General features: G+C 62.7%; 8 protein-coding genes. 3 read left to right on the top strand and 5 right to left on the bottom strand.

Annotated features, from left to right (window positions below; translation table 11 throughout):
- Positions 1 to 583: 583 nt before the first annotated feature.
- Entirely contained in the window at positions 584 to 2,239 is a 1,656-nt protein-coding gene (locus tag JW958_13895; protein MBN1827347.1) for a matrixin family metalloprotease, read from the top strand.
- Positions 2,240 to 2,340: 101 nt separating this feature from the next.
- On the opposite strand, the gene JW958_13900 is transcribed toward JW958_13895, so the two are convergent.
- Positions 2,341 to 3,729: a sulfatase gene (locus JW958_13900; GenBank protein MBN1827348.1), complete on the bottom strand. Its 1,389-nt coding sequence runs from the start codon at positions 3,727 to 3,729 to the stop codon at positions 2,341 to 2,343.
- Positions 3,730 to 3,744: 15 nt separating this feature from the next.
- Positions 3,745 to 5,454, bottom strand: coding sequence for a hypothetical protein (locus JW958_13905; protein MBN1827349.1), 1,710 nt, complete (start codon positions 5,452 to 5,454; stop codon positions 3,745 to 3,747).
- 307 nt (positions 5,455 to 5,761) lie between these two features.
- Between JW958_13905 and JW958_13910 the strand changes: the two genes are divergently transcribed.
- Together JW958_13910 and JW958_13915 are read left to right on the top strand one after the other, a co-directional pair.
- Positions 5,762 to 9,922 carry a hypothetical protein gene (locus JW958_13910; GenBank protein MBN1827350.1) on the top strand — a complete coding sequence of 1,387 codons (4,161 nt, stop codon included), beginning with the start codon at positions 5,762 to 5,764 and terminating at the stop codon, positions 9,920 to 9,922.
- A gap of 151 nt (positions 9,923 to 10,073) precedes the next feature.
- Positions 10,074 to 11,333 (top strand): glyceraldehyde-3-phosphate dehydrogenase, encoded by a 1,260-nt coding sequence (locus JW958_13915; GenBank protein ID MBN1827351.1) that lies wholly within the window; start codon positions 10,074 to 10,076, stop codon positions 11,331 to 11,333.
- 307 nt (positions 11,334 to 11,640) lie between these two features.
- Here JW958_13915 and JW958_13920 read toward each other — a convergent pair whose 3' ends face one another.
- The 3 genes from JW958_13920 to JW958_13930 all read right to left on the bottom strand — a co-directional run bounded on the left by JW958_13920 (position 11,641) and on the right by JW958_13930 (position 15,313).
- A complete protein-coding gene (locus JW958_13920) occupies positions 11,641 to 12,777 on the bottom strand; it encodes a hypothetical protein (protein ID MBN1827352.1) in 1,137 nt (378 codons plus the stop codon).
- Positions 12,778 to 12,847: 70 nt separating this feature from the next.
- Positions 12,848 to 13,018 carry an Rdx family protein gene (locus JW958_13925; protein MBN1827353.1) on the bottom strand — a complete coding sequence of 57 codons (171 nt, stop codon included), beginning with the start codon at positions 13,016 to 13,018 and terminating at the stop codon, positions 12,848 to 12,850.
- A 261-nt stretch (positions 13,019 to 13,279) separates the two neighbouring features.
- Entirely contained in the window at positions 13,280 to 15,313 is a 2,034-nt protein-coding gene (locus JW958_13930; protein ID MBN1827354.1) for a T9SS type A sorting domain-containing protein, read from the bottom strand.
- Positions 15,314 to 15,335 lie beyond the last annotated feature (22 nt).

Here is a 15,335-nt window from a genome sequence, read left to right on the forward strand (position 1 = left end):
CCCACCGGTCTCCCTTCGGGGCACGGTCCGGATGCTCTGCATCCTCCCTCTTCTCGCTCGCCGACCCACCTCCGCCCGCCTCGATAAATGCTCGACGGGTTTTTTATCATCTCGACGGGGGCGGGCTCCGGTGGGTGCCCGGCGAGTCGAGACGGCCCCGAGAGGGAGAGCCGGCGGCGGAAGGGAGGTCGCCCACCCCTTCTCCTCGAAGGATCACACCGTACGTCCGGGGAGGAAGTGGAGAGGATGGTGGGAGAGGGTTGGGTTAGGGTGAGAGTGCCTTTCCTTCCACCCCCGGCACTCCCTTCAGGGCACGGTGGGGGACCACTCCGATGAAGAGATACGATCGGGTTTCGACGCGGAAAGGCTTCCCGAGAAAGCCCGAACGGAGACGAAGGTGGCGGATTTGAGATAACATGAATAAATACAACGAGATAGTGGCTTCCCTCTTTGTATTAACCGGTGGACAATCTGTCCTCGAAGTTGTATAATTAGATCGGTAACACGTTCTCCCTAGTGGAAAAGCCGGTCTCCCCGCTTGTATACGATCCGAGGATCGCTCCCTCGATAAGGAGAAGACCTGATGAAGTCTCGCTATGCCGTTTACACAGGATGGATTCTCGCCGGCGCCTCGCTCCTTTTTCTTCCCTTTCTTTTCGCCGGTCATTTTTCGGGGAGCCCGGATCGCGTGAGTGAATCGCCTCTCACGATCCAGGATCTTTTCGAGTCGAAAGACCCCTTCGATTCCATCGTGCGGAGCGTTACCGTCGCCGGTCTCGCCCAGCTGGGAGTCGAGGAGTATGAACTCCCCGGCGTAAACGTCTGTCTACATCCCGACACGCCGCGGGATCAGGCGGAAGAGATTTTGCGGAACCTTCCGACATGGATCGAGCCGGACGGCACCCGCAAGGTCGATTATTACCTGAACGGTTCCCGCTGGTCGTACACGGCCACCGACGGCGCCACCGGCACCACCGGCGATCCGATCACCTTGACCTGGGGCTTCGTCCCGGACGGTACGATCGTTGACGGTTCCCCCAGCACGCTCCAGGCCGTTTTCACTGCATACATGGGCAGCACCAACTGGATGAACAAGATTCGAAACGCCTTCGAGCGGTGGGACGCCGCCATCGGCATCACCTATGTCGAGGTGAGCGACGACGGCGCGGTCTTCCCCGGTTCGCCGGGCGTGCTCGGCACCCGTGGCGACGTGCGAATCAGCGGTCGCTCCATCGACGGTCCGGGTAATGTTCTCGCCTACGATTACTACCCGAACACCGGTGATATGCTTTTCGACACCGACGACGTCAGTTATCTTCTGAATCCTCTCGGCAACTACGGGACCCTCAAGAACGTCTGCATGCACGAGCACGGCCACGGCATGGGACTCGGCCATGTCACCCCCGAGGACTGCACCAAGCTGATGGAAGCCTACGCTTGCGGCACCACCTTCATCGGTCCCCAAGACGATGACATCCGGGGCGGCATGCGGTACTACGGCGATCCCTACGAGAACAACGACGTGATGGCGGACGCCACCGATCTCGGAACGATCACCGACACGCTGATCACCGAGAACCTCTCCATCGATCGCGGCACCGATCTGGACTGGTTCTCCTTCCAGATGGGCGGCGCCGTGACCATCCAGATGGATCCGATCGGTTCGACCTATCTGCTCGGCTATCAGTACGGCCCCGACCCGACGCCCATCTCCACCGACTCCATCAGCGATCCGGACTTCTGCCTCTACGACAGCACCGGAGTTCTCCTGGACAGCGTTTACGCGGAGGGCATGGGAGCGACGGAAGAACTGTACCAATACAGTCTCCCCTACTCCGGCAAGTTTCTCCTGAAGACCTTCCGGAAGGGCGGATCGGGAAGCAACATCCAGCGCTATACCCTGACGATCATCCAGGACGTGGACGTGGATGTGCAGATCGCCGACGGCGATCTTCCCGCCCGGGCGGAGATGGATCTCACCGTGCGTCCCAATCCGTTCAACCCGAGCACGACGGTGCGTTTTAACGCCGCCGCGCCCGGCCCCTACAACGTGGATGTTTACGATGTCTCCGGGCGGCTCGCCCGCCGGATCAGCGGAACCGCCTCCTCCTCCGGAGTCGTGGAGGTTCGTTGGGACGGCCGGGATGACCGCGGGAACGAAGTCGCCAGCGGCGTCTATCTGATGCGGGCCTCCCTGGACGGACGCAGCGAGACGACCCGGGCGATCCTGGTCCGTTAGTACCGAAAAGACGGTTTAGCGAGAAAAAGGTCCCGGGCCGCTTGGCTCGGGACCTTCTCTTTTAACCCGTTGTGTTCGGTTCGTCACGGGGGAGTGGCTCATTAATCGACGTATCCGAGTGCCCGGAGCTCCTCCGCCAGAACCGAATCCACCACTGCCTCCACCTCTTCCGCACCGGCCCGAAGGCTCTCGCCCCGGACCCGCTGGCGCTCCAGCATCTCCAGGAGGGTCCTTTCCATTTCCGGAATCAGATCCTGCCGTTCCCCGGCGATGTTACGGAGTTCATGGGGATCGTTCATCAGGTCGTACAGTTCGTGCCGCGCGCCCGTCCATTCCCGGTCTTCCAACCTGTGGTACTTCCAACGGTCGAATGTGAGGGTGGTCCTGTGCCGCCGTCCCTTTTTCGCGACATCCAGGCTGAGGACCGGTCCGGTTCGGCCCGAATCGCGCAAGGCGTCCTCGCCGGTCGCCTGTGCCAGGAACCGGCCGAAGAGAGGCCCCTCGTCGAGATCGAGTAGGCCGATCAACGTCGGCACCGCGTCCACCACAGAGACGAGCCCGGGTACCCGCCGCGGGGCGATGCCCGGTGCCCGCATCATCATCGGAGCGCGAACCTGTTCGTCCCAGCTCCGGCCGTGGTTGATCATGTCGTGCTGTCCCATTCCCTCCCCGTGATCTCCGACGACGAGGATCGCCGTATCGTCCCAGTCCGGCCGGCCGCGCAGGGCGTCGATTAATCGTCCGAAGTGAAAGTCCATGTATCGGATTTCGCCATCGTAATTGTTGTTGACGCGGGCCAGATCATAAATGCTCCCGTCGGGGTTCTCTATGGTTTTCGGGACACCCCGCTCTTCGAGATAACGCTCCAGATTTTTCTCGGACCGGAAGTAGTCGGTGAAGGGTGCTAGCGGGGTGTAAGGTCCGTGGGGATCGAAGAAGTGGACCCAAAGAAGGAATGGGCCGGTCTCCGTCTCCCCGAGCCACTCCAACGCCCTGTCAACGGTCCGTCTCCCTTCCCTTTGCCGCGTTTCCGGCTGGTCGAACAGATCGAAGCCCACATCGATTCCGGTGTAACGTTTCAGCGAGGTTCCACTGACGAAAGCCGCGGTTTGGTATCCTTGGTCGCGGCAGAGTTCGGCGAGGGACCGCATTCTCTCCGTCGAGCGGAAGACGAAGTCCCCCTCTTTGTTGTTGGTGACGATGCCGTGCTCGACCGGATACGTCCCCGTCAGGATCGAACAGTGCGTCGGCAGGGTGTGGGACATGGGGGAGATGGCGTTCTCGAAAAGAATGCTCTTGTCGGCGAAGGCGTCCAGGTTCGGGCTGGTGTCCCGGAAGTAGCCGTAGCAGCCGAGGTGGTCCGCCCGCGTGGTGTCCAGGGTGACGAGGACGATGTTCGGAAGAGCGGGCCGGCCGATACCGCGCGCCAGGAGAAAGACGACAAGAGCGGCTCCCGCGATCAGGCAAAGAATGATGATTCCACGACGCACGGCGGTCTTTCCTTCTCAGAACGGTGGTTCCTCGATTCGATACACACGATGACTTTCATCGCGGAACACGGGAGCCGTCCACCTTTCTTCCAGCCATGAGCGGAGACGGGGGCGCTCGGAAAGGGTCGATTCGGACACGACGACCCAAACGATGCCGATGCTCCGCAGTTTATCGGGTGATTGTCCTCCCAGGGCCAAATCATCTCTTCCGTTTACAACAAAACCGAGGAGCGTGTTCCCCCTGTCCGGGGGGGCGGCTCTGAATTTCGCACGCGGGAGAGGAACGAGGGGGGATGGATGATCGTGGGTGACCTGCGCGAATCTTTGCTCGGCACGGTCCTCATAATTGAAACCGGGCAGAATCAACACCCCTTCGTCATCGCTCTCCGCGTGATTCCGGATCCATTCCATCGCGGGTTCGGGTTCCCTTTTTTCGATTATTACCGGAGTCGTCCCGAATTCCGCGAGGGGGAGAAGAAAGGCCGCCGCCGTCAGGGCCGTCAACGCGCGCCGTTTCCAGGGAAGAATCGACTCCTTACGGGCCAGCATGAGTGTGTGGATCCCTTGGGCGGCTCCCAACGCGATGATCAAAGAGACAAGGTGCAGAAAACGATGAGGGGTTCGAAAGAAAGAGAGAGGAGGCCCGAGATGGCGAAAAAGGAGAAAGGGACCGGGGAGGGAAAAGGAATCTTCAGAGGAACCCAGACGCATCCGCGGCCCCAAAGAGAGTAACAGCGACAAGACGAGGAGGATCTTGAAAACACCGGGCAGGGACGGTCGTCTGCGCGAGAGAAGGCCGAGGATTGCCAGAAACATGGGCCCCCAACCGAGGGTGTAGCGCGCAAGATGGTCATTTTCCGATCGGCTTACCCAATCGATGACGTGGGAAGATAGGCGCTCGATGATTGCATCCGTGGGACGCGCAAAACACTCCGAGGAGAAAACTCCGGAAGGGGATAGAGCCCAAATCAGACCGCACCAAAGAGCCATGGGGATCGCGGCGATCGGCCAGGAGGCCGCCGATTTGCGCCACTCCTCGGCGGAGTTCTTCCGGAAAAGGGGAAGGGAGTCGACGATCAGGATCAAGGAGCAAAACAGAAGGAGCAACCAGGCGGTCAGAGAGGACAAGAAAGCCCCGAGTATGCAGGCGCCCATGAGAAGACCCCGCCGCATCGGAGGGATGCTTCCGGCTACTCTCGGAAGGGCGAAAAGGAAAAACAGGGGCAGCCAATAGGTGCTGAGGAGATTGAGGCTCGACAGGGAGGATAGGCGAAGGGGGGAAAAGCCGAAAAGGGATCCTCCCAACAGGGCGGCCGGTCGTCCGATCGCGTAGCGGCGGCAGAGCAGGTAGGCGAAAGACGAGGCGAGAGGAAAAGTGAACAGCACCCAGAAATTGGCTATTCCCTGGATCAAGGCGGGGGAACGGCTGATCGCCAGCGCGGGGAGGCTCAAGAAACCGTAGAGGACGCAGGGATTGTAGAAGAGAAGGGTGATTCCGTACGGTTGCTGGAGGTAGTCGCACCAGTACGGGAAAGAATGCTGGTCGAAAACGGCTTTCGCCGTCCACCAGATCTTCCAGGGAGTGGCGCCGGAATCGATACCCGAGGGAGTGAAGCCGGCCGGATCGAAAGCGAGTGGAACGGTCAGGACGGCGATGACGGCGGCGTAGATGAGGAATACACCGATCCCCTGTCCGACGGCCGAGAGTTGGATATCCCTCCGCATGTTCCTCTTTCCCGCGATACGGATCCCGATCGAAGCAGGAATGAAGAAAACAGCCGGGTTCGTCTTCCCCATCGGAGTCGGATCCGGATGAAGGAGAAAGAGAACCGGCGTCCCGTTCCTTCCGGCTTGTCTGCCATTTCATTCCGGGGGGAGGGCCCCTCGCGCCGATAGTAGCAGAGGGGTGGGGACGTCACAACGGGGCTCGCGGACCGTGTCGTAAGTGCCGATCTTGTCATTGGTTCGAGGAGAGTGATATCCTGCGGGGGGGAGGATGTCCCGGGAGGGTGGCTCCCGGGGGGAACGGATTATGACCGATCGAAAGAGCGGAGAGCGGCCGGCCCGCGAGCCGAGCGCCCTCGAGATCAATCTAAGGCGGACCGCCTCCCGGGTGGTGATTCCGGAGACCCAAAAGGTGCTCCTCGACGCCACGCGGGAGAGCGTGGGGGTCCATGAAAAGACACGGCTCCTTCTGGAGGAGTTCAACCACCCCTTTGTGAACTGGAGCCACGTTCTGACCGAACTCCGTTCCTACGCGGTCGGCAATTTCTACTTCCACAACGCCTACGAGAGGGGCGACGAGGCGATCCGCGTTCTCGTGGAGATTTTCTTCTCCGTGGGCGAACAGTGCGTCACGCCCGATCTCCGGATCGAAACGTACCGGGCCCTCCTTCGCTATCTGGAAAAAGTGGTGGAGGGATCGAACGGCCGTCTCGAGCGAAACCGGCCCGTCCTGGAGGCGACCTTCCGCGGGCTGCTCGATCGTTTCCACGCGATACCCGGTCTCGCGGGCGTGCTGAGCGGCAGCGTGCGCCGCGTGTTGCGGGCCGCCGGGGAAAACGATCCCGGATGGGCGCGCCCCCTTCTCCTGGACCTGATGAAAACGGCGTTGGGCGAAACCTACCGGATCTGGCTCGAACTTCCCGATCCGGCGGATTGGGTCGACTCGGGGGCGCCGGACACGCTCCCCTCCCTGGGGCGCATCCGCCATGATGCGATCCGCGGATACCAAGAGCGCCTGAACACAATCGCCGCGGACGCCTTCGACGAGATGGTGCTGGACACCGGTTCGCTCCCCGATCAGGCGGTGATGGAGAACCTCTACCTCCATGCCGCCGATGAGATCGAGAGTCACTTCGAGGGCTGGTCCGGCTATACCAACAAGGTTCTCTTTCTGCTGAAGATCCTCGACTCCGAGCTGCTCCGACAGATACGGGATCCGGCGCTCCGGGCGATCAACCGGGCCCTCTCGCGCGCCCTCCGGATGGAGGAGCGCCCACACGCCGCCGGCTTCATCGACGCAGTGTTCGACAGTTTCGGGCGGGGCTGGCTGCTGCATGACACGACGGTGCTCGACTGCATCCACACCATCGCCGTGGACGTCCTCCGCTCCGAGGACGACCGCCTGATCCAGAAGGTGATCGACCGGATCCTCGATCACGGCTTCGAGACTCCCGAGCTTCAGGGCGTGAACGAACTCTGGCAGTTCGAGGTGAATCCGGCGCACGCGAAAAACATCCGACTCTGGCTGGAGCTGATCTCCCTGAACCCCGGCCGCATGAAGCGCCTCCTGTCGGCCCTGATTTTCCATCTGCGGATGGGAGGGGTGTTCATCAGCGACACGGACCTTTTCCAGAAGGACGTCGCCGGTCTTCTGAACGCGGACATCCGCCCCGTTTACAACCTGGTCAAGCAGCTCGGCAAGTTCTTCCCGATTTACTTCCGCGAAATCGGGGCCGAGGGGGAGCTGCGCCGCGTCTCCACCCGGGTGGACGAGATCGGACTCCGCCGGGACTCGGTGATTCATTTCCTCCGCAAGCAATGCCACGTGGAGAGTTCGAGCCGCCTGATCCCCTTCGCCGTGGAGGTGCTTCGCTACTGGTCCACCGGCGACGCCGAACCGCTGCGCGCCCATCTGCCCGAAGAGATTTTTCCGCGCCTGGCCGACGAGAAGGAGCACCTCGAGTACATGCGGCCCGTGATCGCACGGGTGGTCGAGCGGGTCGAGAGCTTCCCGTCCGGCTTGCTCGACCGGAAGCCGGAGGAGATCCGGGAGTGGGTCGAGGCGGGCCCGGAGCCGACCGAGGGGGCTCGGGAAAAGGCGATCCAGATGATCCGGGTCTACCAGCTGCTGGACCGGAAATACAACATCGGACCCCGCGGGGCGCTGGATGGGCTGGAGGGTTCCTCCCTCGTCGAAGGGGAGGCGGTGCGCCGCCTGGCCGCCGCGATGGAGGAGGACCGGCCCCTCGATGCGGTCGCGGAGCTGGTGGACATCCTGGAGAGGTTGAAGGAGATCATCCTCGATCCGGAGCCGGCGGAGTCCCGCGAGGACATCTATCGGAAACGACACATCGCCGCCGGCATCCCCTCCATGTACGGCCGATTCTTGAACCGGAAGGTGGAGGCGCTCGGTATCTCCTATCGTCTCGAGAAGCTGGCGGAGGTCCTCTTCGAGAGGTTGATCGAGGATGAGAATCTGCGTTACCTCACCAAACGCGGCATCGCGCGCGTGACGCAGTGGCTCGTCCTTCTGCGCCGTTCCCTCTGGGTGGACGGGATCTCCTCGCGCGGCCTCGGGTCGCGAATCGACATGCTCGAGCGCGGCCTGGATCTGGGGAATCTCACCATCGATCAGTTCATCAACATCTTTCAGTTCACCTCCCGCACCATCCGGGAGATCACCCGCTACACCATCGCCTCGCTCAATGAATCGGACCTGGAGCGGCTCGCGCCTCTTTACGTCGAGGGGGGCCCGCCGAAGGCGGACCGGGGCAGGGTTCACATGAAGATCGAGGCTTTTCTCAGGGACCAGATCAGTTCCTGTTTCGCGCTGCAACCGTTGGACAACCTGGTCTCCCGAGTGCTCAGCACCCTCACCTTCGAGTCGGAGGCGTTCGGCAAGTCCACGCGCAACCTGCTCATGAGCTACGACATCGACAAGTGTTTCGTGCCGATCCATACGGACGACAAGGCGTCGGGCGATCCGATCCTCCTCGGCTTCAAGGGTTCCTTCCTGCGCCGGATGGCCGGCTTCGGTTATCCCGTGCCGGCCGGTTTCATCGTAACCACCGAGGTGTATCGCACCTACGAGGCGCTCAGCGCGTTCAAGGACCTGCGCGCCCACACGCTGTCGGTGCTCCGAAACCGGCTCCGGGAGATCGAACGCCGAACCGGCCGGACCTTCGGCGACCCGCAGAATCCTCTCCTCCTCTCGGTGCGGAGCGGCGCCGCGGTCTCCATGCCGGGAATGATGGACACCTTTCTCGACGTGGGGATCAATCAGTCGATCGCCGAGGGCCTCGCGAGCGATCCCCGGTTCGCCTGGGCGGCCTGGGACAGCTACCGCCGCTTTCTGCAGAGTTGGGGTCTCAGCTACGGCGTCCCCCAAGAAATCTTCGACAGGATTTTCGAGGATTACAAGAACCGCTGGTCGGTGCAGAAGAAGGCGTCCTTTACGGCGGAACAGATCCGGGAGGTCGCCCTCGCCTGCCGTCGCGCCATCAGCGACCACGACGTGGAGATCGTGGACGAGCCCTTCCGGCAGCTCCGGCATTGCATCGAACGGGTTCTCTTTTCCTGGGACTCGGAGCGGGCGCGTCACTACCGGAAAGAGATGAAGATCGCCGACGACTGGGGGACGGCGGTGGTGGTGCAGGCGATGGTCTACGGCAACCTGGACGAACAGTCCGGCACGGGCGTTCTCTTCACGCAGAACCCGCGGCGCAAGAGCGGCGGCGTTTCCCTGTACGGCGATTTCGTGCTCCGCAGCCAGGGAGAGGACGTGGTGCGCGGCCTCGTGGAGACGTATCCGCTTACCGAGGAGCAGCGGCAGACGCAGAAACGCGCCGATATCTCCCTCGAATCGGAGTTCCCGGAGGTGTACAGGGAATTGCTCCGGATCGCCGAGGATCTGGTGGTGGTTCGCGGTTTCAACCACCAGGAACTGGAGTTCACTTTCGAGAAGGACGACGCGTCCTCGCTCTACATCCTTCAGGCGCGGGATATCGTCACGCCGGAGGAGAGCGAGATACCGACCTTCGTCTCCACGCCGGAACTGGACGAGAAATACATCACCAGCGGGATCGGCGTCGGCGGCGGCGCCCTCTCCGGACGGGTCGCCCACAACGAGAGGGACATCCGCGAACTCTGGGAGAAGGACCCGGACGGCACGATCATCCTGGTTCGCCCGAACACGGTGCCGGAGGACATTCACATGATCTTCCGGGCCGACGGGCTCCTGACTTCCCGGGGCGGGGCGACCTCCCACGCCGCCGTGGCCGCTCAGAGCATCGGCCGCACCTGCGTGGTCGGCTGCCGGGCCCTCCACGTGGACGAGCGCGCCGGAAGGACGGTCATCGGCGACAAGGTGATCCGGAGCGGCGACTTCATCAGCATCAACGGCTACAACGGGGCGGTTTATCTCGGCGAGCACGAGATCAAGCCGGTCGTCCGCTTCGACAACCTCTGATTTCATCCCGGGAAGTCATCCGCTCCCGGTCCGAAAATCCTCGCAATCGGTTCGACCGCCGATTTACAATCCCACCGGAAATCCGTTGAACAGCGAAGGCTTCACGTTCCGATACGCACGGGGGGCGCGCCGCGTCCCGCGGGAGGAGGCGATTCGGGTGGAAGGACCGAAAATCCTGGGAATCAACTCGTTGGGTCGCATCGGCAAGTTGACGCTCTGGCACCACGCGGGGCGCCGGTACTTCGACAAGATCGTGGTCAACCAGGGGAGGGATGTAGGAAAAGACCTGGAGGCGTTCTGCCAGACGATCGAGAAGGACTCGACATACGGACGGGTCCATCATTTCCTGAACGGGTGCTCCGCGGAGCCCTGCGTGCGGATCGAGGACCGGGAAAAGGACCTCCTCACGGTGAACGGGGTTCCGGTGCAGGTCCTTCGGAGGGAAAGGAATCCCAAGGAGATCCCCTGGCGGGAGCACGGGGCGCGGATCGTGGTGGATTGTACCGGGCAGTTCAGCGATCCGACTCGGCCGGAGGAGCACGGGAAGGGGTCGCTCCGGGGGCACCTGGTCGGCGGCGCCGAGAAGGTGATGAACAGCGCCGACTTCAAACCGAAGGAACGGGGAACGAAGATGCCGGAGGACGCGGTGGTTCTGATCTTCGGCGTGAACCACGAGGAGTACGACCCGGCGCGGCACAATCTGGTGTCGGCCGCCTCCTGCACCACCACCGCCCTGGCGCACATGATGAAAACGGTGATCGACGCCTTCTCCATCGACACGATCCTGACGGCGAGCATGTCGACGATTCACGCCGCGACGAACACGCAGAGCGTTTTGGATAACGTGCCCAAGACGGGCGCCAAGGACCTGCGCAAGAGCCGGAGCATTCTGAACAACATCATCCTCACCTCCACCAACGCGGCGGCGGCGCTGGAGAAGGTGATCCCGGTGATCCGCGAGATCGGGTTCATGGCGGACTCGGTGCGGATCCCGACGAGCACCGCTTCGCTGATCATCCTGAACCTGACCTTCCGGTCGCGCCTGGACGAAAACGGCGAGCCGGAACTGAATCGGGCGAAGCTGCTCGATCTGTACGAGAAAGCGGCGGAGCGCCAGCAGAAGGGGCTCCTGAAGGTCTCGCACGAGCAGAACGTGAGCACCGACATGATCGGCGAGAACGCGGCGGTGGTGATCGAGGGATTCGAGACGCACACGAGGACCGGTTTCGTCTTTATCGACCTGGAGGGGCTGCCGGGGATGACGCCGGAGCTTCTCGCGCGTTTCCCGGAGAAGGTGGTCCGCCAGCCGGTCACGCACGCCAAGATCTTCGGCTGGTACGACAATGAGTACGGGAGCTACACCAATCGTCTGGGCGACCTGACGGTGTATGTGGCGGACCGGATGGATTAGGAGGAAGAAGCGTCAGTAACCGGACACCTATTTCTTTCCGCCGAAATCGCAATCGAAATCGATCCGATGGCGATGGGGAGCCGTGTGCGTGAGCCTGAGGGCAAAACGCGGCCGGGTCCTGTCGGCCATCCGCCCGCGAAGGGCCCCTGCCATTCGCGCCTTCGCACTCGGTGGCGGCGCCCTTCGCGGGCACCCGTGGCCGCCACCCGGCCGCAATGCCCAAGTACTCCGCGCCCCCGCGTGAGGTCGTATTCTCTTTCCGTATGTCTTGGCTCTCTTCGCGTTCTTCGCGAGAGGGTCTCTTCAATCACCACCCGAGCAGGGCGGGATCGAGGGCGACGGTGACCTCCCAGTGCTCCCGGTCTTCGTAGTCGTAGTAACGGGGGAAGGAAGCCCAATCGACGCGGACGTCGACCGGGAGAAGCCCCTCCACGCCGAAACCGAAACCGTGGGACTGCTTGATGCCGAGCCCTTCTCGATCGGTCACGCGGCCCGCACGGGCGGAGAAGAACCCCAGCATACGGATCTCAACAGCGGCGTGATGGATCACGTCTTTGTCGCCGACGATCGATTTGTCGTACTCATAGGCGAGAAGGACGTCGGAACGGAGCAGCCGCCGCGGGTTCCAGACGCCCTCCAGAAGACCCGGATGGTAGCCGAAGCGAATTCCCGCCCCGGCGTGGAACTGCCGGGGGAGATCCTCCTCGGCGCAGTCATCGCAGTACTGTACTTTTTGGCCGATGTGAAGGAAGGAAACGCCGATCACCGGGTTGAAGAGAAGGCCGCCGCCGTCCGCGAAGCGGCGGAAGCCGCCCTCATTCTCGTCGAGGTAGTACTTCGGAGAGATCGCCGCGCCGAAGCTGAGGGAGTGAACCGAAGCGGTCAAGCCCTCGATTCCCAGTTCCGGGATGGAAGGCAAAAGCTTGGAATCGGTGAACTCGTAGGCGATCCCCGCCCCCGCCCAATCCTTCCAGCAGACCGCCGCCGCCAGGTTGTAGAGGCGGTCGCGGGAGTGGTATTCCCTTATCAATTGCCCATGGGAATTGATCACATCGGAGTTTCCCAAATCCAGATACGTATGTCCCGCGCCGGCGACGAAGCGTAAATCACCGAAACCGAGGCGCGGGCCGTGCACGGCGAAGGTGCGGAGTGTAATGCCGGGGTCGTTGAAATACTCGGGAAGCCCTTCGGTGAGATCCACGTAGGTCCAGTTCAGGCGGACGGCGGGATCGAAGCCGAGCATCCCCGGGTTCCACCAGAGCGCGGTCGTCCCTTCCTCCAAAATCGTCGTCATACCGCCCATGCCGGAGGAGCGGGCCGAGCCGATCATCAGCTGCTCCCGGCTCATGGGGGTGCCGTTGTTCCTCGCGGGGGAGGATTGCGGGAAAAGAAGAGAGAGAAGGAACAGGGACGCCAGGGCAAGAGGGAAAGACCGTCGATCCACGATAAACTCCCTTTCCTCGTGGTGGATCGGGCCGGGGAGCGGTTCCGCGGGGCGGAGCGCTCCGTCTCCCTTACCCGATCGCCTTTTTGATTTTGCGGACCACCTCTTCGTCGTCCGGGAAGACGCCCGTTTTCGATTTGGCGTAGATCTCCGCGCCGCCGGCGTGGATGTCGAAGATCCCGCCCGCTCCGGCGATCAGCTCCGGCTCGATCCCCGTTTCCTCGCGGATCCGCGCCGCCAGACCGGCGGCTCGGGGGCTGTAGTTTCAAACGCGGCAGTATTCGATGGTGATTTTCACGAGGCGCCTCCTTTTTCAAAATCCGAAACCAGTTTACACATTTGCGGTCTCTTTGCCAAGGACATCGGATGGAGATGATCCGGGGCGCGGGAAAACGCCTCTGCGTTCGGTTTCCGGCCGCGGAAAAGCGCGCGACAGCAAAAAGGGGAGAGACCCGAAGGCCTCTCCCCTTATGGGATCCCGCCGGTGGGAGGGCGGGATGGATTACCGGATCAGAACCATCTTGCGTGTCTCGTCGGCGCCGGCGGCGCGGAGACGGTAGAAGTAGACGCCGCTGGAGACGCTCCGTCCCGAATCGTCCTTCCCGTTCCAGGAAACGGCGCTCGGTCCGGCGGGCATCTCACCCTTCAGGAGCTGCCGGACCATCCGGCCGGCGACATCATAAATCGCCAACTCGACGGAAGTCGCGGCGGGAAGGCTGAAGGCGATTTCCGTGGTCGGGTTGAAGGGGTTCGGCACGTTCGGCCGGAGCTCCACGCGGGCCGGGATCGTCGGCGCGCCATCGTCCACGGCGGTTTGGCAGCAGTTCCACACATGAACCGGAAGGACGATCGGGTTCGCCTCGGAGTAAAGGGTGTCGTTCAGGAAGACGTCCCGGTTGCTCTGGTTGAAGCACTCGTAATTGTAGGTCGTGTCGGTTTCGCTCTTCCAGAGGTACTTGAAGTAGACGCTCTTCCGCGTCCCCGTCGGGAAGGTGATCCTGTAGCTGAACACCTCGTCGTCGGCGAGGGAGTCGGGAAGCGCGCCGTCGTCCAGCAGCAGGTTGGTCGGCGGCTCGGTGTCCCAGTTGAGCGGGCTCTCGCTCCCGTTGATGGCGAGCGAGTCCACGACGCGATCCCACTCCATGTCCTTGTTCGGGCGGAGGAAGAAGATCACGTCGATCGGCTTGTCGGTGAAGTCCACGGGCGCCTCGTCGTTCCACCAGATGTTCAGCGTGTCCTGCGCCTTCTCGCCGTTCAGGGTGTAGACGTGGTTGCTGGAGCTCTCCCAGTTCACGCACTGATGGGTGAACTTGTACTCCATCGTGGTCGTGTCGGTCACGCCTGCGGTGCAGGTGTTCTGGAAGACGAAGGTGCCGGTGAAGACCGAGTCGCCGTCCGGGCCGGTGAGCAGGTCGTCGCACAGAGGATTCCAGGTGAGGGGCGCCACGCCGCCCTCGATGGCTACCGTGTCCGGGTCGGGCGCCGCGGAGTTGTTCCGCAGATAGAGCCGCATCTGGGCGCGGAAGGTGAGTTCGGTCAGGTAGAAGTCGTAAACGTTGGTGGTCCCGTTCTCCACGATCGGGTTGCCCGCCACGTCCTCCACGTTCGTCGCTTCCACGGCGATGCAGGAACCGAGGCCCATGTCGGCGTCGAGGGTGAGGAGCACTTTGGAGGAGTCGGTCTGAAGCGCCGCGCCGGTCACGTTCACGCCGGTCACGTCGTAGTTCCCCGCCGTCTCCGCGGTGGTCGGGTCGAGGGGCTCGCTGAAGGAGACCAGAAGCTCGGCCCTCTCGCTCTCGACGATCGTGGCGCTTTCCACAGTCGGCGGCGTGGTGTCGCCGCCGGTCGCGACGACGACCATGGTCGAGACGTCCAGGTCCGCCTGGCTGGACCAGTCGACGGCGTCCCAGTCGCCCGCCGGATCGTTGGAGGTGTCCTGGGCGTTGTCGCCGTCGGTACCGCCGGTCGACCAAACCTCCACCCAGATCGTGTCGGGATCGCCGATCCGGCTCCGGGCGATCTTCCACTCGATTCCGGATACGGTCGACGCGTTCAGCGCCGCGCCGTCCAGCGAGCCGTACTGGGTCCACGCTTCCGTTCCCTGGTCCCAAGCCCAGAACTGGGTGTCTTCGGGCCCGTAGGGGGCGTTATCGACCCAGGTGGCGAGGCCGTACTCCGGCTTGTGCGTGTCGTTCACAACGACGTTCCGGGGCCAATGGTCGGAGGTGGCGCCGGCGGTGTCGTTGGTGGTGTCGATGTAGAGGCGGTACTTCCCCCAGTTCGTCGAGGAGATGTTGGCGTTGATGGAGAAGTAGAAGTACCAGAAGTTGTTATCGTTGCAGACGTGCAGATCGATCAGGTCCATGTTGGCGTTGCCGTTGCCGTCCCCGGTGGGATCGCTCGCCTCGGCGGCGCCGTAGACCCCGTCGAGCTGGCCGTCCATGGTGGGCGAGCCGAACCCTTCGGCCGACGCGATGCCGCACCACAAACCGGTCAGCAGGAGAACCACCGCGAGAGAAGTGAACAGATGGCGCATCGAGAAACCCTCCTCGTCGATC

Source organism: Candidatus Eisenbacteria bacterium, from assembly GCA_016930695.1.
GTDB lineage: Bacteria > Orphanbacterota > Orphanbacteria > Orphanbacterales > Orphanbacteraceae > JAFGGD01.